At 59.6% G+C, this 19,757-nt stretch carries 7 protein-coding genes; 2 read left to right on the top strand and 5 right to left on the bottom strand.

From position 1 onward, the window contains the following. Positions 1 to 485: 485 nt before the first annotated feature. From EM6_RS16155 to EM6_RS16135, 5 genes are all read right to left on the bottom strand, one after another. Positions 486 to 1,319, bottom strand: coding sequence for a formylglycine-generating enzyme family protein (locus EM6_RS16155; RefSeq protein WP_232037206.1), 834 nt, complete (start codon positions 1,317 to 1,319; stop codon positions 486 to 488). Between the two features lie 49 nt (positions 1,320 to 1,368). Continuing rightward, positions 1,369 to 2,976, bottom strand: coding sequence for a glycoside hydrolase family 28 protein (locus EM6_RS16150; RefSeq protein WP_420000745.1), 1,608 nt, complete (start codon positions 2,974 to 2,976; stop codon positions 1,369 to 1,371). Positions 2,977 to 3,178: 202 nt separating this feature from the next. Beyond that, entirely contained in the window at positions 3,179 to 5,941 is a 2,763-nt protein-coding gene (locus tag EM6_RS16145) for a glycosyl hydrolase 115 family protein (protein ID WP_126424185.1), read from the bottom strand. A 14-nt stretch (positions 5,942 to 5,955) separates the two neighbouring features. Then, on the bottom strand, positions 5,956 to 9,087 hold the full coding sequence (locus EM6_RS16140; RefSeq protein ID WP_126424184.1) for a glycoside hydrolase family 2 TIM barrel-domain containing protein: 3,132 nt from the start codon (positions 9,085 to 9,087) through the stop codon (positions 5,956 to 5,958). Between the two features lie 44 nt (positions 9,088 to 9,131). Then, entirely contained in the window at positions 9,132 to 11,684 is a 2,553-nt protein-coding gene (locus EM6_RS16135) for a GH92 family glycosyl hydrolase (protein ID WP_126424183.1), read from the bottom strand. A gap of 1,066 nt (positions 11,685 to 12,750) precedes the next feature. Here EM6_RS16135 and EM6_RS16130 point away from each other — a divergent pair. Both EM6_RS16130 and EM6_RS16125 read left to right on the top strand, forming a co-directional pair. Continuing rightward, the gene (locus tag EM6_RS16130; RefSeq protein ID WP_126424182.1) at positions 12,751 to 16,116 is read left to right on the top strand and encodes a DUF4450 domain-containing protein; all 3,366 of its coding nucleotides are present in this window, start codon (positions 12,751 to 12,753) and stop codon (positions 16,114 to 16,116) included. Between the two features lie 710 nt (positions 16,117 to 16,826). Next, positions 16,827 to 19,685: a TonB-dependent receptor gene (locus EM6_RS16125; RefSeq protein WP_126424181.1), complete on the top strand. Its 2,859-nt coding sequence runs from the start codon at positions 16,827 to 16,829 to the stop codon at positions 19,683 to 19,685. Positions 19,686 to 19,757 lie beyond the last annotated feature (72 nt).

Raw genomic sequence — 19,757 nt, 5'->3', positions numbered from 1 at the left:
CCTCCTGTTACCGCCCTTACCCGGAAGCTGATATCTGTTGATCCCGGAGGGCTTAAACCCCTTTGCCTATCCCTCGCAGATGGGTGCATTGACACCTAACCTCTGGATGGCCTTATCCGATCGACGCTAATGATCAGCGTCGCGGACCCGAAATGAGCTTGAAATCTTTTTCCTGGGTTTGGGCTTGTGCCCGTTTGTTCTGGCCTAAGGAGAGTTGCTATCTGTTTCTTGCCACTTCCTGAGACTGCGGGAAGGGTAAGATCACGGCTGCGGAATGTCAATTCCGCGAAATTCCAGTAATAGAATTTTTGTTCTAAAAATGCGCCCCGGAGTAGAGGTCCAGGACGCTTAAAGCTTCGCAACCCTATAGAATTAAACCAATTTGCTTTATTTATTAAGTGCGAGCCGAAATTTGGCCTGACAAATTTTACGCAAAATGTGACCAAAAAACCACGAAACTCTTTCCAAAAAAAGCGCTTCACGGGTTAATTGGTATGACCATTTTGTTTCAAATCGCGTGCGATTCGAATGCCCTGATCGAAATTGATAGCCGAGGGGCGATCCTTAAAGCGCACGTGCGGGCGAAGAAACACTGCCCCATAGACCCAGGAACCACCCCGCAGGACGCGTTGCCGACAGTCTTCCGGGCGGGGTGAGGTCCCTTCCTTTCTCACAACCGTATCAGCCTCGCTCCAGCAATCCTCTACCCATTCCAGAGCATTGCCGAACATGTCATAGAGCCCAAAGCCATTCGCCGGCCGTGTCCCCACGGGCTCGGTCTTCTCGCGCGGTGCAAACACCGCTTGCGTCGCGTCTAAATCTTTAGCTGGCTTAGCGGAGACCGGTTGACCGGCACGCGCTGCGTACTCCCATTCGGCGTCGCTAAGCAGCCGATAGGTGTGACCTGTCCTGGCGCTCAACCAGCGGACATAGGTTTGCGCATCGTTCCACGAAATATTGATAACCGGACGCCTTTCACGTCCCCACCCCAGATCGCTGATCCGTGTGCAGGCTCTGGCGGCTACGCACGCATCATATTCGCGAAACGTGATTTCAAAGCGCCCGACCGCCACAGACTGTATCTCGACCTCTATGGGCGCCGGTTTCTTGTCGCCGTTTGGAGCCTGGCGCGTAAGCCGACCGGCCGGGATCACGACCATTTGCGGGCAGACATCGGCGCAATCACTGAACACATCTCCGGGCTTCAGGCCTTCTGACCCCGTCGCCGCAACCGCAACCGTCATACCTGTCATACCTACCCCGCCTGCGCAGGCAAAAAACAAGGCTGACAAACCCACCACTTTAAGGAGGTCGAACATACGCGTTTCCTCTTGGATTAGGCTGTTTTCTTCAGGGCTTGCGGGGCGGTCAGAAGTGCGCATGTTCCACCTTGCGCAGACGTTTTTCCGGCACCGTCAGGCTGCCTGTTGTTGCAAAATCAGTGACATTATTCAGGACGAACCGCGTTTTCTGATCCGGAAGTCGCAGCGCGTTCAGGTGCACACCCGCAACATTTTGCATCCAAAACGCGGGGCGGGCGTCTGAAGTCTGGAGATCAAAAGAGAGATTGCTGAAGACCAGTCGCCGCGCGTTACGCACAAAGAAACCGTGGGCAGGCAGGTGGCCGAACATGGTGGGCTCCGGATACCCGGCTTCGTTTTGCGGCGGCACGATTGAAGCCAGAGCTTCGTCGCCACCGCCTTCTTGTTCAAAATGGCACTGACTGATCTGCACGTCCTCCACCGGGTGCCCCTCAACACCAGCTATGATCGACGGCATCCGATTGGCACCCGATGAGGTGATGTTGGTAATCAGAACGCGGCGCAGGGTCCCCACAGGCAGTGAGGCCGGTCCGCGCATCCGCCGACCAAGCCTCAGGAAGATCGGCGAGGTCGTGACGTCACGCATGGTGATATTGCTGATCGTGATGTCTTCCAGCCGCGCTCCATCCACCGTTTCCAGCGCCAGCCCGCGACATTTGTCGAAGACGCAGTTCGTAATGGTGATGTTACGGAACCCGCCATTGGACTCTGTGCCGAACTTGATGCGACCGTGCGACCCGCGTGGCGCAAACGGATAGACCTTCCACGTCCCGTCCAGCACCGAGCCGATTTCATAGCTGCCGGACACATAGCAGTTATCAATCGTCACGTTTTCGGTTGCACGCGCATAGCCCAGCGCAAAAGACGATTTGGGACAGATAGCATCATCCCAAGGCGCGTTGATGGTGCAGTTACTGACCCTGACGTTGCGGCAGCAATCAATGTCCAGCCCGTCGCGATTGGTGTCGATCAGCAGGTTGTCGATGGTCAGATTGTCCACGCCCGTCGCCAGCAGGGCAAACCACCCGGCTTGCAACATGCGAAAATCGCGCAGCAAGACATTGCGGCACAGTTTCAGGGCAATGGATTTATCACCGACACCGGGCCGGCCAGAAATCGGCATATCGAAGTCGTAGTCGTGACCGCGTCCCAGCCCCTTCCCCCAGATCAGGCCGGGCCCTTCGATGGCAATATCGCTCAGACCCTCCCCCCAGATCAGACTGTTGCGCCAGTGGCTGTGCCCATGATCCTGATAGTTACGATAGCTTTCGGGCAGTTCGACGTCCTGATCATAGCCGCCCGTTGCCAACCCCTCCTTTGGTGTGGGGGCGGCCAGAATGACCGCGCCGGCATCAAGATACAGGCGAATGCGGCTTTTCAGGCGGATCGTGTAGCACGCATAGGTGCCCGCCGGAAAATAGAGGGTTCCGCCACCTTGGGCCGCAAGTTGCTCAATGGCGGCATTGATGGCAGGACTGTCGATGGTCACGCCGTCACCCCGCGCGCCACAATGGCGGACATTCAGGCCAAAGGGCGTATCAGGAGCAGCGGGACCGGCCCATGAGATATCAGGCACGGTCAGGCAGGCCAGCGTGGCGGGCAGCGTAGTCAGAAACTGCCTGCGTCCCAAGTGTTTCATATGGGTCTGATTCATGGCTGGCTTTTCGTTGGAAAAAGATGTGGCTTGGACAATCCGGTTCTAGGTCATTATGTTTTTTGGCAGAAACATAATGACCTAGATTTTTTAGTCCCTCGCCGGGCGGTGGCTCCGCCACCTTGGCCGCCGCCGCAATGGCGGCTTGAGCGGAATGATTCCATCAGAAATCATACCGCTCTAACAGAGCAGGCTCGGGCGCTTACGGCACAACACCATAGAATTTGTCGGCCCCATCGAGCTTCACCTCGGCATAGTCGAGCACCACGCCGGGATCGAGCGGCCAGACTTTCAGTGTATGCACCCCAGCCTCCAGCTTTTTGAAGCCTTGTGTCTGAATGGCCTTGTTGGTCAGGACATTGCCGCGCCAGACATCGCTGCGGCCCACGGTCGCAAAGTCCATCACCTGCACCGGGCCGTCATCCAGTTGCACCGCGACCTTAAGGCCTGTGCTCGGGTTCAGCGCATGGACCGGCAGGGCCACGACGCTCAAAGTGCCGCCTACCGCGCTATAGGTGGTAAAACTATAGGTCAGGGGCGTGCCCGCAGGCGTCGCGCGCGTGGGCAGGGTCAGGCGTGAGCGCAGGCTGTTGCCGGAATGGCCAAGGCCCTCCAGCCGCTCCCATTCGTCACCGCTCTGTGTAGCCAGCGGAATGATCACCCGGCGGTCGTTTTCGATAAACGCCGTCTGGGCCGGGGCGGGCAGCAGCTTGGTATAGACGCGCACCGTCTTGCCGCCACAGGCGATGTCGATGGGTCCGGTGGCCGCCCCGCCGTCATAGGAGACGGTCAGGCGTTGCTCAAAACCGTTGCCGGTCGCCAGACGCCCGCTCGTATCGGAAACCTTCAGGCTGTCACCCGTGACCTTCAACGACCAGTCGCGGGCCTCTGTATCGCGGCTGAAGAGTTCGATGACGCGGCTGCGCGGCTGACCCGTCACAAAGGTCAGAGCGTTTTCGTCGTTCCACCAGCCGCCGGACACCGCCGCCGCACAGCCCTTTTCCGGCGACACCGACCATTGCGGCCAGGTGGGTTCCAGGAACACCGGCAACTTGCGTGGGGCCATGTCCATCATATGGTTCCACTTACCGTTTTCCAGCCCATTATAGGCAGCCGTATCGGCGACCAGCGCCTGATGCGCCGCCTTGGCTTTCGCCACATAAGCGTTGGCGCTGGCGCGGCCCTGACGGGCATAGAGGTTAGCCAGATCGAGATTCAGTTTGCGGCTGTTGAGATTGGCCGCGCCGCGCACCGGATAGAGGATCATCTCGAAAAAGGCCGACTGACGGTCAGCGGGTAGAGTCTTCGCCACCGCCTCGGCGCGCGCCGCCAGATCAGCATAGGCCTTCAGCCGCGCTTGCGCCTTTTCGCCATCGGGCTTGACGAAATCGCTCTCCGTCACCGGCGTTACCGGCTCGGTTTCGGAAAAGCCCATATATTCGGGCTTCCGTTCAAAGGCGAGGTCGTAATAACCCATCATCAGGTCGGCAATCTCTGAGGCCTTGTCGGCCCCAAACTGCTCCGCCGCCCATTTCGTCAGGTGATCGCGCGGGGCCTCGGCAAAGCGGTCCGCATCGAAGGCCAGATCGAGGAAATATTCCGTCAGATACTCGATCGGCTTGATGTCGCCGACATTGACGATCCAGATGCGCCGGGCGTCCAGCGCATAGGATTTCTGCATTTCGGCATGGATCAGCGCCGGGTGCGTTGTCCCCAGCCACAGATAGTCGTGCGGACGTCCCCAGTAGGACAGGTGGTAATAGACGCCGGACCCGCCGGACCGCTTGCGCTCCTCCGGATTGCTCAGGCGGCGCACATAGCCATAATTGTCGTCTGCCCACATCAGGGTCACGTCGTCGGGCAGTTTCAGCCCGGCATCATAGGCCTCCTGAAGCTCATGATAGAGGACATAGGCCTGCGGCACCGTTTCCGGCGCCTTGCCGAAGGTCGAGCGGATCAGGTCGCGTTGCAGGCCGATGACCGACTGAAGCACGTCCTTGCGCGCCTCAAGCGTATCCGCGCCCTGCATGGGGCCGTCATGGATACCACGTAAGCCGACCGTATAGATGTTTTCGTCGCGAGCCGTCTCCCTCAGGCGCGTGCGCCAGTAGTCGAGGATCTTGTCGCGGTTGACCTTAAAATTGAAGGGACCGCTGCGCGCCTCATCCCATTCGCGCAGATTGTTGCGCGCCATCGGCTCAGCGTGCGAGGTGCCCATGACAATCGCGTAGTCGTCGGCCAGCTTGGGATTGGCCTTATTACCATAGAACTGCACGGTGTTGATGTGCATGGCCGGCCACAGCGTATTGGCCTTCAATCGCCACATCAGCTCAAAAACACGCCTATAGGTCTTGGGCCCGATATTGCCGACTTCCGGCTCCAGCGTCTTGCCCGCCCACGGTTCAAGGCCCCAGTCCTCGTCATTGAGGAAGATGCCGCGATACTGCACCGATGGGGCCTTCGACAGACGCGGCGCGCCGTCGATGGCGAGGCGGCTGACGCGGCGTGGCTTGACATCCGCCCACCATTCCCAGGGCGACACGCCCAGCTCACGCGACAGGTCGGTCACGCCATAGACGGTGCCGCGCCGGTCGGAGCCATATATCAGCACATAGGTCTTGCCCTGATGCGCAAAGGCCACCCGACCATAGCGCTCCCACTGACCTTTCAGCGCGAGCGGATCAACGCCCGCCGCCTTGGCCAGTTGCGTGACGACCGGCGCATCAAAACGACCGATAACGACGCAGACCTGCGCACAGTCAGAGAGGCGTTGCGACACCTTTGCCGTCTGACCCGTCAGGGCCTTCAGATCGTCCGACAGCATCTGCGCCGCCAGAGACACGGTTGCGTTCTTGTCGTGCACGATGCTGAGCGGCTGCGTACCGTCATAAAGGGTGGTCTCTGCCGCCGCGGCCGCGCCCGAACAGGCCAGCAGCAGGGTCGAAAAAAGCCAGACTCGTGACATGGGGTTTCCTCTGTTTAATTCGTCTTTTCAATGGCCGTCAGGCGGAAGCGATAGCTGACCGGTTGAAGCGGGATGCGGTATTTGATCAGCGGGCGTCCAATACTGTTCCAGCCGGTGTCGCCGCCCACGCCGGCCTGAGCGATATCGACCAGCAGCGAACCGTCACCACGCGGCGCAATATCTGAGGACTTCCAGGTGCCTTGCGGGCGCATATAGAGGTCCTCATAGGGGAACGGCAGGGCATTGACCGACAGGGGCTGCGCCCCGCTGACGCGGACACCAAAGCCCGACGCATCAGACAGGCTTAACCAGCGCACATCGGTCTTGTTGCCCGATTCCTGCGGGCGGGCATAGTCGTGATACTGCGCCCGCACGGACCCGTTATAAAGCCCCAGCGCCGAGCCCGTCTTGCGGTCAGAATAGCTTTCCCACGGCCCGCGCCCGTACCAGTTCAGCCCGTCCAGCGCCGCGTCGAAATTGAAGCGCAGGCCGACGCGCAGCGGGTCAGGCAGATCGTCTTTCAACGGCACAAAGTCAGCGATGACATCGACCCGACCGTCGGCGGCCATCTGGTAGGTGATGTCAAAGCGCCCGCCGCCTTCACCCAGCGCATAGCGCACCTTGATGCGGTCGGGGCCACTGTCGATACCCAGCAGACGCCGTGTGGTTGAATAGTGCTTCCAGTCAGCGTGACTTTTGGCGAGGCCGATGCCGACATCATTATCGGTCAGGCCGCGCCAGAAGTTGGGCGTCCCGCCGCTGAGAAGGCGCTGGCCCCCCTCTTCGTAACGCATCTGGCCCGTGCGCAGGTCCACCGTCAACTGACGGGCGGCGGCCTTAAGCGACAGAGCCTCAGACGTGCGCGACACCTGGACGCCACCCGCCGCTAACAACGGCAGGGCTGTGCCTGGACGCAGGATAAACTGACCGAAGGCCAGTTCGGTGCCGCCCGGCACGCCTTTGATCGCACCCTCTCGCGAAACCGCGCGCAGGCTCAGGATGGCTTCACCGTCGGCGGGCAGGTCAGGCAGGTTGAGCGCCAGTGGCTTCGTCTCGCCCGCCCTGACCACAGGTGTCGGCAGCGTGCCGCTGGCCTGAACACGACCATCCACGGCCAGCGCCCAACGCAGCTCATAGCCCGATAAATCTATGAAATCGTGACGGTTCTCAACAAAAATCGTGCCGGCCGCGTCGCGGCTAAAGGCCAGCGGGGCCTGAACGTAGCGCAATTCGTAATATTCGGGGTCCGGGTCGCGGTCGGCCTTGATCACACCGTCGCCGATGACGCTGTTGTCACCGTGCTTCGGATTAAGGTCGAAACCCGACGCCCAATAGGTGCGACCCTTGGCGTCTTTGGCATAGACGTACTGATCGACCCAGTCCCAGACAAAGCCCCCCTGAAGCTTTTTGTGCGCGCGGATCGTTTCCCAGTAGTCGGCAAAGTTACCCAGACTGTTGCCCATGGCGTGGGCGTACTCCGTCTGGATCATCGGCTGGGTGAATTGCGGGTCTTCGGCATAGTCGCGCATCCGGTCGATATCGTCATACATCGGCGCGTAGATATCGACATAGGCATTGGGCCTGTGCTCTTCGGTCAGGGCGCTATAGCCGAGGAAGGAGATCAGGCGCGTCGGATCGTTCTGGCGCACCCATTTCGCCGCGGCCTCGAAATTGGGACCAACCCCCGTTTCATTGCCCAGCGACCAGAAGATGATCGAGGGGTGGTTTTTATCGCGTTCGACCATACGGCTCACACGATCGAGATGCGCGGCGGCCCAGTGCGGCTTGTAGCCCAGTTGCACGCTGACATTGCCCGTATCGCGACCCAGCGTCATATATTCATGGCTCTCGATATTGGCCTCATCCATGATGTAGAGGCCGTATTCGTCGGCGAGGTCGTAGATGTACGGGTCGTTGGGATAGTGCGAGGTGCGCAGCGCATTGACATTGGCCTGCTTCATCAACTCGACATCCTTGCGCATCAGCTCCGGCGTCATGACGCGGTAGGTCTTGGGGTCGTGCTCGTGGCGATTGACGCCCTTGATCAGGATGCGTTTGCCATTGACCTGCACCTCGCCATTGCGGATTTCCACCGTGCGGAAACCCATCTTTTTCGAGGTGGCCGAAATCAGATTGCCCCTGGCGTCGGTGACCTCGATCACCAGCCGGTAGAGGTTGGGCGTTTCCGCCGTCCACGCCTTGACGCCCTTGAGCGTGCCGCTCAGTTGCGCCGGCTTGCCGACACTGGCCTTGCCTGAGGTTTTCAGCACCTGCGTCTCGCCGTCATAGACGGTGGCGGTCACTGTGGCCGCACCCTTCTGACCGGCCAGTTCGGCCTCCAGCGCAAAGATGCCGTCCGTATAGGTCTTGTCCAGCGTCGCGCGGACGGTGAAATCGCGCAGGCGCGTCTTTGGTTCGGCATAGAGATAGACCGAGCGCTCAATGCCCGACAGCCGCCAGAAATCCTGATCCTCCAGATAGGAGCCGTCGGCGTAGCGGTAGATTTCCAACGCGATCTCATTGTGACCGGGTTTGAGGAATTGGGTGACGTTGAATTCGGACGGCAGCTTGGAGTCTTCCGAATAGCCGACCTTCTCGCCATTGACCCAGATGTAGTAAGCCGCGCCTGCCGCCCCGATATGCAGAAACACGTCCTGACCGGCCCAGTCCGCCGCGACGGTAAAGCTGCGCTTGTACGACCCCACCTCGATCATATCGTGCGGGATGAAGGGCTCATTGGCCGGGAAGGGGTATTTGATGTTCCAGAATTCCGGCAGACCGAACTTGCCGTCGCCCTGCGCCTGAATCATGCCGGGGACCTGAATTGTGTCCCAGCCGCTGAGGTTCGCACCGGTCTTATAGAAGTCCTTGGGGCGGTTATCGACGCCTTTGGAGAATTTGAAATCCCAGGTGCCATCCAGCGACAGGAAGCGCTTTGAGGCCGCCTTGTCGCCCTTCAACGCCAGATCACGGCTCTCAAAATTGAAGAAGGTTGCCTTCATCGGCTCGCGGTTCACCGCCACCACCTCAGGCTGCTCCCACTCGGCTGTCCCCTGCGTTGAGATCGTTTGTGCAAACGATGGCACAGGCGCAAGCATCGCCAGCCCGGTGAGAACCGAGGCCAGCGCGTAGGGACGATAAGACATGGTGTTTCCTGTGGTTGAGACGCCGAAAGACGCCTGAAAGCCAATTACTGAATGCAGGTTTGGGGCGGTCCCGCGATGAACTCGATCTCGGCCACCTGCGCCTTCGCCTTTCCGGCCATGTGCAGCCGGTAGCGGGCATAGGCAGCGGTTTTGAGATCGAACACGCGCGTCATGTGCGGACGATCAAAGACCTCCCCCTTGCGGCGGTCCAGTTCGCGCCAGCGCTTCCCGTCCCAACCTTCCAGTTTCCACCCCGAAGGCATCGGCCCCTCTGCGCCAACGCTGACGCTATAGGCCTTAAGACAGACCGGTTCGGGCCGCTCAAACGTGGCGCTGTCTCCCGGCCCTGCGGTCCAGGTCGTCGAGGTCTTGCCATCCACAAGCGCAGGCACCGAGGCCTTAACCCCCACGACCGCCCCGTCATAGACCCACTGACCGGCGGTGTCGCTCATGGTGAAGGCCAGTTGCCCGCCATCCCGGATTTGCGCCTGAGTCACATAGGGCGTGTCGAGCGGCTGCCCATTCAGCGTCACCGCGGCGATATAGGGGCGGTCCGCCCCGGCATTTGCGGCAGTGATCTCGAAGGTCTTCCCATTCTCAAGATGCAGGACGCTGCGCGCATGACGCGGCCCGTGCAGATAGTAGCGGTCGGTCGTCAGCTTCGGAAACAGACCCAGACGGTTGAAGACGTAGTTGGAACTCATCGCGCCGGCGTCTTCATCACCGGGATAGGCCGTATCTGTGAAATATTTGAACGTATCGCGCGCCCAGTAGGACGACTGATCGGTGCGCCCGATAGCGTGGAACAGCCACGGTGTCGAAAAGGACGGCTCATTGGTAATGTCGATCAGATGCGCGCTCAGGGCATATTGCAAGCGCTCGTTAAAGCGCACGCGGCCGCCCATCGCCTCGATCAGGCCATCGAGATCATGCAACACGCCGTAAGAATAGATCCACGCCGTGCCTTCGTAATAGCCGACATTGTTGTGGACCTTACCGTCCCAGCCCAGCTTCGGGTCAATGTCCTGAAACCTGCCGTCCGGATAGCGCGGCATCAGGAAGCCACTGAAACCGTCGCTTTGCGTGGCCGGGTTCCAGATTTTTTTCCAGTTGGCCGAGCGCTTGAGGAGCGTCTGTGCTTCCTGCGTGTGACCGGTCTTTTGCGCCATCTGCGCCGCATAGTAGTCGTTCAGCGCAAAGCCCAGCGTCGATGAACCGGACTTGGCGCGCTGATTGTTTGGTTCGGGGCTGAGATCGCCCACCCCGAAATAGCCGTCGCTCAGATAGCGCGGGCGGCGACGCTCAAAAGCGTTGAAATGCGTAACGCGCCAGGCCTGCGACCAGTCCACGCCGTCTGCGCCACGGATCAGCGCCTCACCCAGCACATTATCCACCTCATCGCCGCCTTGCCCCACATGGTAGTTCTGGCCGCCGATGATGGCCGTATCCGCCGCGCCGAACTTGTCAAACGTATGGATGAGGCTGTTGAGGTTGGAAGTGTAATCCTTGGGCGAAATCAGCGACATCAGCGGGAACAGGGTGCGGTAGGTGTCCCACAGCGTATAGTGATCGTCCCAGTTGGGCCGAGTGAGCTGGGCCCTGGGCTGATCCAGCGAGCGGTCGCGCGGCTGAATCGAGGCGTGATAAAGCGCGGTATAGAAGCGCCGCGTCTGGGCCTCGGTCAGACCCGACACGTCTATTTTCGACAGTTGGGCATTCCACGCGGCTTGCGTGTGTTGCCGCACAGCCTCGAAGTCCCAACCCGCAATCTCCTGATCAAGAAGCGCCTCAGCGGTCTCCGAGCTGGTGAAGGAAACGGCCAGCTTGACGAGAACCGGCTTTGACGGGTCGCCCTTGAAAGTCAGCCACGCCCCCAGCCGCTCATCCGGACCGGTCCGGCCTTCATTCGCGCCCGGTTTCGCTGTGGCTTTGTCGAAAATGCCCCAGCGCGTGGGCGTCTGGCTCAGCTTGGCGACAAACCAGATGTCGATCAAGGCCGGGTTCCAGTATCCCTTGGCCTTTACATGACCGACAATCTTGCCGCTTTCCGGATAGTACTTGACCTCGGCCGCTTCAGAGGCAACCAGCCCGCCGACCTTGCGCGTCACATCGATGACGAGCTGCGCCTCTTCGGTTTGCGGATAGGTCAGACGGTAGAGAGCCGAATAGTGGGCGGGGGTAATTTCAACGCGCGTCTTATATCGCACCAGATCGACCGCGTAATAATCCGCTGCCATCTCGACATTGGCCTTGTCCGACAGATGGTCGGGCTCGTTGAAGACAGGGGCGCCGACCTGAGGCGACAGCAAAAATGTGCCGTAAGTGGTCACGCCGCCTGAGCCCTGCGTGTGCAATTGACCAAAGCCGCTGATCTTTTCGGCCGGATTATAGCCGGAATTATTGGGATTGAGCGTTTCCGGCGACGGGTGGATGGAGCCATTCGGACGCGCCGGACCGGGGATGGTGTCGCCCTCATTGTCATTGCCAAGGCCGATACGCAGATCCGGCAATTTATACAGATTCGAGTCCGCAAACACCTGAAGCGGTGCACAGACAAGCACCCCTGCCAGCAAGGTGATGCGCAAAGTCACTGTCATTTTGCCTCGTCCTGTTGTTTCTGCGAACTTCGGTCGATCCGATTATCGAAACCGGGGCGACCGCGCCGTTATTATGTGCCATCCTTTTTGAGCTTTCGCCGTCTCAGGCCTGAACTCACGAAAAAGACGGACCAGCTACGCTTCGCTGGTCCGCTCAGTCAGGATGAGTGCAGCGAGACCGAAGGGGGGAGTCCCGCCGTTACGCTTACTCAGCTATCGGGTCGCGAAATGCCACTAAAGCAACCCAATGCGTACACCCCCGAAACCCCGGAGGAAATCTCAAGGCCTCAGCTTGTCATCTGAAGCCTAATTCTCTTACGGCGCGCTCGGTAAATCGGACAACCAAATTGGCCAGACCATTGCTAAGTTTTTAGCCCCGCAAGAGTTTTCATTGTTCTGTTGATTGAAAGGTAAACCAATTTCATGCGCTTGACAATAAGACTCCGGCGTCGAGAATCTAAAATTAAAAGTTTGTTTTTAAATGCATTTTTACATTGCGCCGGTAATTTAAGTGTTTTTGCACCGCACAATGGTTGCCAAATTTCGGCCCGACATAACTGAATTTGGTATGACCTAATACCAAGAGGCATTTGAAATGACTCTTGGTATGCCTTTCGAGACTGTCTCATGTCACTGACAGATATGAGACAGTCGCGAGTTTTCAACGGCCGGAGGCGGTCAGCCTCTTCGGCCATTGGTATCACTTGAAAGCCTCATTCCCTGAAAAGTCCATCAAAGCCTTTTGGGCGCTCTCAAAGGGTCATAGGGTGTCAAACCGGCTTGCACCATTTCTATATGTGTAATATTGTCCCTATATGAGAGCTTTGATTTCGCCTCCCAAACGCCTTTCGGCGTGTCCGGAGGCAGAAACGTGTTCCGACCTCTCACTCCCTGATACGGAACACCCCATTTAAGCCCCTCCCGAAAAGGAGGGGCTCTTTTTTTAATCTGTAAAACGGTTTATGCTTGATCCTGACAAATATGGCTTGAAGGTGATTTCTCGTCTCTATATTTAAAATACAACCTTATAAAAATGACACACAGGGACACGCCATCAGGAGCTTTCATGCCTCGTCTGCGACCGACAGCCCTCGCCTGCTTGTTGCTGTTGTCTTCGGCTCTGATCAGCCCCCTTCCCTATTGTCAGGCCCACGCTCAGGCCCCGGCGGCCACAGGCGGCCTGCGCCCCAATATTGAGGGCCAAATTTCAACGCCGCTGCGTTACCGGCCGGACAAGGGTGATTTCGTCATCCGCAATGGCGCGGAATATTTCAATCGCGCGCTCTATGGCGGGCACACGGCCTTTCGCGTCGATGCGGGCGACCGACCGGAATTTTCGCTCTACCTGCCCGGCCGTGGCGGCAATCTGCGTCTGGGGCTGCGCACCGCCGCGGGTATCAAGTGGATCAATGAGGCGCAGGACACCGAGAGCCGCTATCGCCCCGGCGAGATGCTATACACCATCCGCGATCCGCTGATCGGTGCGACGGGCCACCTTGTCATCGAAGTCATTGCCGACCACGCCAGCGAAGGCCTGCTGTTGCGCGCCAGCGGAACCGCCCTGCCCAAGGGCACGGAACTCATCTTCGCCTATGGGGCCGGCAACGGGCAACGCGGCAATCGCGATGGTGATATCGGCACCGAAAAAGTGCCGATCAGCCAGTATTTCCAGTTCAAGCCCGATTATGCCGAAGGCACGCGCTATGAGACGGGCGCGCAGGTCTTCCATGCCGACAGCCGCACGGCGGGTCTGACCGGCACGATATCCGTCCCCGCAGCCCTTAAGCTGTCCGACGCGACAAAATGGGGCGATGCGGCACAGCTTCTGGCCTCCGATAACGCCGCCATACAGGTGGTCACCGGCCATGTGGCGCTGGGCACCGGTCCGGTCTATCTGGCTATACAGGTCACGCGGCGCGGCGCGGCAGAGGAACTTGGCACCTATCGCGATGTGACGGCGGGCAATACAGGCGCCCGGTCAGAAACCCTCTCGACCTCCCCCGCCTATGCGTCTTCCGAGCTGGCGGCGCGTTTTGAAGCGGCCAGAGCGCATTTCGCGCAAATACGCACCCGCGTGCGCACCGAAACCCCCGACCCCTATCTCGATGCGGCTGTAGGCGCGCTCAATATCGCCTCGGACGGCCAGTGGGATGAGCGCGACGGCGGCGGTATCATGCACGGGGCCATCGCCTGGCGCGCGCGGCTTCTGGGCTGGCGCGGGCCCTATGCGCTGGATGCGCTGGGCTGGCACGACCGCGCGCGGCAGAATTTCAACGGCTGGACGCGCAAGCAGAACACCAAGCCCATTCCCGACTTCGTCGCCCCGCCCGAAGAAAAGACCAATCTGGCACGCAATCCGGATGGGCTGCACACCAATGGCGACCTGTCCAACACCCACTATGACATGAATATCGGCTTCTTTGACGCCATGTTCCGTCATCTCATGTGGACGGGCGATCTCGAATACGCCAGGCGCGTCTGGCCGGTGATCGAGCGGCATATGGCGTGGGAAAAGCGCCTGTTCCGTCGCGAATACGGCCCGGACAAGCTGCCCCTCTATGAGGCCTATGCCGCCATCTGGGCCTCAGACGATATGCAATATTCCGGCGGCGGCGTGGCCTATACGACGGCCTATAACCTGTATCACAACCGCATGATGGCGCGCCTCGCCGCCCTGATCGGCAAGGACTCGACGCCGTATCAGACCGAGGCCGCTCTGATCGAACGCGGGATGCAGACCTATCTATGGATGGAAGATCGCGGGGCCTATGGAGAATTCCGCGACTATCTGGGCAAGCAGTTGCTCCACCCCAGCTATGGCCTGTGGAGCTTCTATCACAGCATCGATTCCGGCGCACCCGATGCGCGTCAGGCGGCGCGCATGGCGACCGACCTCGAACGCCGCCTGCGGCCGCTGCCCGTGACCGGTGAAGGCGTGCCGAATGAGCGGCCTTATCGGATGCTGCCTTCGTCCGACTGGATGCCCTATAGCTGGTCGATCAATAATGTGGTGATGGGCGAGAACCTGCACACGGCGCTGGCCCTGTGGCAGGCCGGGCGGCCGGACAGCGCCTATGAGATTACGCGCGGCAGCGTGCTGGCCAGCTTTTATATGGGGATTGCGCCCGGCAATGTCGGCAGCATGAACTATCTCGACGTCTATCGCCGCGAGTCGCAGCGTGACTTTGCCGATGGCACGGGCGTCATGGCGCGCACCGTGGTCGAAGGCCTGTTCGGCGTGCGCCCGGATGCGCTCAGCCGCACGCTGACTCTGGTGCCCGGTCTGCCGCCAGAATGGGACCATGCGCGGCTTATCCATCCCAACCTCAGCCTTGCCTATAAGCGCGAGGGTCAGACCGACATCTGGACTGTTACGCCTTCGGATCAGCGCTTTAACCACGCCGTTATGGAACTGCCTGCGCGCCATGACCGCGTGGCCCGCCTGACCGTCAACGGCAAGGCCGTCACATGGGACGCTCCGGAAGGCGTCGGCGCGCCCAAACTGCGCCTAGAGACACCGTTGCGAGGCCGCACCGAGGTGCGCATCGTCTGGGCCGGTCAGGCCATCGACCCTACCAAAGCGAGCCGGGTGCCGGAGGCTGACCCACACTTTACGGCGATATATCAGGGACAATTTAGCTGGCTGGCCCCCAAGGCCCAGACAGCGGAGTTTGCATCCTGCCCCGTAACCGCACCCGTATGGGCAACGGGAGCGCAGACCGTGCGCGCCGAGCCGGTGGATATCAGCGCCGTCTTCAATGACAAGGTGACGAACATCTTCCAGCCGGGCAAATACCGCTCACCGCGCTCGCCCTTTGTATCGCTGGCCATGCCGGCGCAGGGCATCGGCGCATGGGCGGGGCACGTTAATGCCACGGCCACTATTGACGATGCGGCCTTGCGTCAGGCGGGGGGCGAGGTCACGACCGTCAATGGTCTGCGCTTCCGCACGCCTGCCGACGGCAACAACATCGCCTTCGCGTCGCTGTGGGACAATTATCCGGACGAGGTGAGCGTGCCTTTAAGCGGACAGGCGAAGCGCGCCTTCCTGCTGATGGCCGGTTCGACCAACCACATGCAAAGCCGCCTGACCAATGGCGAGGTCGTCGTCACCTATACGGACGGCACGACGCAGGTGCTGACGCTGCGCAATCCGGAAAACTGGTGGCCGATCGAGCGTGACTATTTCATCGACGACTATCAGTTCCGCCTGTGCGGCGAAGTCCCGGTGCGCGTGGACCTCAAGACGGGCAAGGTGTGGACGCCGGGCCCCGACTGGAAGGGTCGCGCCAGCCGCGAAAAGATAGACGGCGGCGCGGGAAGCGTGCTCAGCCTCGACCTCAACCCTAACAAGACACTGGACAGCATCACCGTGCGCGCCGTGGCCAATGAGGTGGTGATTGGCCTTATGGCGGTCAGTCTGGAGCGCTGACCGCCCGAGGGTCTGAACGGTGCCCGTCTTAACCCGTTGACGCCGTTAAATAATTATGATTTCTGGTAGAATCATAATGATCTAGCTTTTTGTTTTCGCCCCTCGCCGGGCGGTGGCTTTGCCACCTTGGCCGCCGCCTCAATGGCGGCTTGAGCGGAATGATTCCACTAGAGCGAAATGACTTTAGGTGGAAACGCCATTTCGCTCTACATTTTTGTTTTGTCGCGATGTTTTTGCGGAAAACCGCTCACACTTTTGGCTTCGCCGAACTTCGTTTCCGCACATCGCTCTAGAAATCATTCCGCTATAGAACAGCGAGACATCGACGGAAAAAAACGACTCATATTGTCAGTTTAATTAAAGCGACACAGCCCCTCAGATGTCTCAACCCTCGCGCGCTTTCGACCAAACACAACTCAGCAAAAGTGTGTAGATTTGTCGTATATATTCCCCCATTTATAAGATTATAAGATTAAAAAAGATATTTTTTCGCAACAAATCTCAATCACCTTTCCCTTTATCCGCTTGTTTTAATTGAAAAGCAGGGTGCGAACAGGTTTACCCTGACCAAAAAGCGACAGCTATACAAATATTGGACTGACCTAATTGACATAATAAATCTGACCCCTGTATGAATGTGAGCGTTACCATAAAAAGACGGACCGGCCTGCGGCCTGCAAAACCGTCATAATGTCCAACAGGAGGAACCCATGGTCCGTCAAAACCCGCGCGTTCTGCGCGCGACTCGTCTTGCCCTGATGTCTGCCACCATTCTGGCAGGTTTCGGCTACGGCGCAGCACACGCCCAGAGCACCGACACGTCTGCCAGCACCGATGTCACCGAAGTGGTGATTACTGGCTACCGCAAGAGCCTTCAGGACGCGACCCGCGCCAAACGCAACTCGGTCAACTTCTCGGATTCGATCTTTGCTCAGGACATCGGCAAGTTCCCGGACCTCAACCTGGCGGAATCCCTGCAACGGGTGCCGGGCGTGCAGATTTCGCGCAACGGCTATACGGGCGAAGGCACGCAGGTGAACGTGCGCGGCCTGGGCGCAAGCTTCACCAAGATCGTTCTGAACAATGCCGGCGTGGCCGTGGCCTCTGACGGCGGCATCGACGGCGGGGCCTCCAACCGCGAAGTGGACCTTGACCTCTTCCCGTCGGAACTCTTCACCCGCCTGACCGTCTCCAAGACGCCGACCGCCAGCCAGCTGGAAGGCGGCATGTCGCTGGTCAATCTGCAAAACGCCCGTCCCTTCGACAAAAAGGGGCAGCACCTGACCGTTTCGGCTTCGGCCTCCTATGGTGAAGCCTCCGGTGATTTTTCGCCGCGCGGGGCCGTCACCTTCTCAAAGACCTGGGATAAGTGGGGTGTGCTGATCGGTCTGGCCGGTTCGCGTCAGCGCACGCGCTCGGACGGGTTTGACTCGGTGGGCTGGAGCAATGCCAACCTCGCCTGCCCAACGACCGACACGGCGTGCAGCAACGCGCAGGGCAACAATTTCAGCTTCGCCACCGTCGTGCCGGCCAATGCCGGAAACGGCCTGACGACCGGTGCCACACTGGACCTGAACGCACTTCTGGCGCTGAATCCCGGCCTGACGGCCAATCAGCTCACCAACGCCATGATCCCGCGTCTGGGCCGTCTCAACTACGTCGATGGCCACCGCGATCGCCTGACCCTGATCACGGCTGTCGAATACCGCCCCTCGGACGACCTGCGCTTTGCGCTCGACATCATGGCCGCGTCGGCCAAGGGTGACTACGACCGGTCGAGCTTCAACTGGTTTGTACGTAACTCTTCGACGGCGGCCACCGGCGGCATGGTGCCGATCAATCTGAAGGTGGATGCCAATAATGTGGTCACCTCCGGCACCTTCGCCAACTCGGCCATGTTCGTCGAAGCGCGCAAGTTTGACGAGCGTCTCGATTTCGTCAACGTCAACCCCAGCCTGAGCTGGCAGATCACGCCGAAGCTGCGCCTCGATGCCGCAGCCAACTACACCCACTCGGTCTTCTTCCGTGAAGCGCCTAGCTTCCTGTTCAATACGCCCTTCAATTCCGGGCTGACGATCCAGTACACCAATGACGGCATTATCCCGACGATCAAGCCGAACAAGAATATCGCCGACCCCAACCTCGGCTGGACCTGGAACCGTGTGAATATCCAGAACGTCAAGCGTTCGACCTACACGGCCGGTGCCCATGCGGACATGACCTATGACTTCGAAAACGGATCGTCGCTGAAGTTCGGGGCGGCCTATGACGAAGCCGACCGTAAGATCACGGCCTTCGACAACTCAGCCAACTACCAGGCCGCGGCCTTCGCCGCCGTGCCGCAAAGCGCCATTGCCAGCTATCTGGGCGTCGGCCCCGCATCGGATTTCACGCACATCCTCGATGGCACACCGGGCTTTACGCAGTACATCCTGCCCGATCTCAACAAGCTGAAGGCCGCTACCAACTACGCCGCCTTCAACACTGGGGCGCCCTTCACCAACAACTCGGCTCTGGGCACACCATCGGGCGCCATCAATGAAAAGAACAAGGGCGTCTATATCGAATACAACACCCAGATTCCCGTCGGTGATCTGGTCTTCAAGGTCAATGCCGGTGTCCGCCGCGCCGTGACGGATCAGACCGTGACCGGCCCGGTGACGATCAACGGCGTGCGCCAGTTTGTGACCATGGAGACAAACTACAGCGCCAACCTGCCGTCGCTAAACGTCACCACCATGCTGACGGACAAGCTGCAACTGCGCGCCGCCGCCTCCAAGACCCTGACGCGCGCCAACCCGAACAACCTGCTGCCCGGCGTCAGCTTCTCCGATCCGTCGGCGCAAACGGCTTCGGCCGGTAACCCGTCGCTGCAACCCTACTATTCGGACAACCTCGACTTCGGGGCCGAATACTATACCGGCGGCCTCGGTTATGTCAGCGTGGCCGTGTTCAAGAAGACGGTCACTGGCTATACCGTCGTGCAGCAATCGACGCGCAAATTCAGCGATCTCGGCATCAGCTTTGCGTCTCTAACGGCCCAGCAGCAGCAGGCGATCAATGATCGCGGCGGCCCCGCCACCGCTGATGTCTTCGTCAACCAGCCGGTCAATGTGAACACGATCAACCTGACCGGCATCGAACTGGGCTGGGTGCAACCGCTCGACTTCATCGTCGATGGTTTGGGCTTCAGCGCCAACTACACGCATCTGGACGACGAAAAGGATGGCACCGCTGCCCAGCTATCACCGCAGACGGTCAATGCCACCGCCTACTACGAAAACGACCTGTTCTCGGTGCGCGCCAGCTATGTGTGGTTTGACGAACGCATCGCCGCCGGGGCCCCGCAAAACGGCCTGATGCTGCCGCTGATCGCCACCGACCGCGGTCAGGTCGATCTGTCGGCCAGCTACAATGCCAATTGGTTCGGCCAGAAGGGACAACTGACCTTCGAAGCCACCAACATCACCAACGAGCCGTTCCGTACCAATTTCGGTTACGCCAACGCGGCCTATAGCCACTTCAACCCCGGTGCCACCTATCACTTCGGCTGGCGCAGCAAGTTCTGATCTAACTTCTCGGACTCCCCCCTCAGCGGACAGGTTTTTCACGGCCTGTCCGCCTTTTTCCTTTACAATACC

Source organism: Asticcacaulis excentricus, from assembly GCF_003966695.1.
Classification (GTDB): domain Bacteria; phylum Pseudomonadota; class Alphaproteobacteria; order Caulobacterales; family Caulobacteraceae; genus Asticcacaulis; species Asticcacaulis excentricus_A.
This window is presented reverse-complemented; position numbering and strand designations above follow the sequence as displayed.

Bases quoted from the DNA above. Each gene is read 5' to 3' on its own strand.
- EM6_RS16140 (WP_126424184.1), bottom strand. From the start codon at position 9,087: ATGTCTTATCGTCCCTACGCGCTGGCCTCGGTTCTCACCGGGCTGGCG.
- EM6_RS16145 (WP_126424185.1), bottom strand. From the start codon at position 5,941: ATGTCACGAGTCTGGCTTTTTTCGACCCTGCTGCTGGCCTGTTCGGGC.
- EM6_RS16155 (WP_232037206.1), bottom strand. From the start codon at position 1,319: ATGTTCGACCTCCTTAAAGTGGTGGGTTTGTCAGCCTTGTTTTTTGCC.
- EM6_RS16125 (WP_126424181.1), top strand. From the start codon at position 16,827: ATGGTCCGTCAAAACCCGCGCGTTCTGCGCGCGACTCGTCTTGCCCTG.
- EM6_RS16130 (WP_126424182.1), top strand. From the start codon at position 12,751: ATGCCTCGTCTGCGACCGACAGCCCTCGCCTGCTTGTTGCTGTTGTCT.
- EM6_RS16150 (WP_420000745.1), bottom strand. From the start codon at position 2,976: ATGAATCAGACCCATATGAAACACTTGGGACGCAGGCAGTTTCTGACT.
- EM6_RS16135 (WP_126424183.1), bottom strand. From the start codon at position 11,684: ATGACAGTGACTTTGCGCATCACCTTGCTGGCAGGGGTGCTTGTCTGT.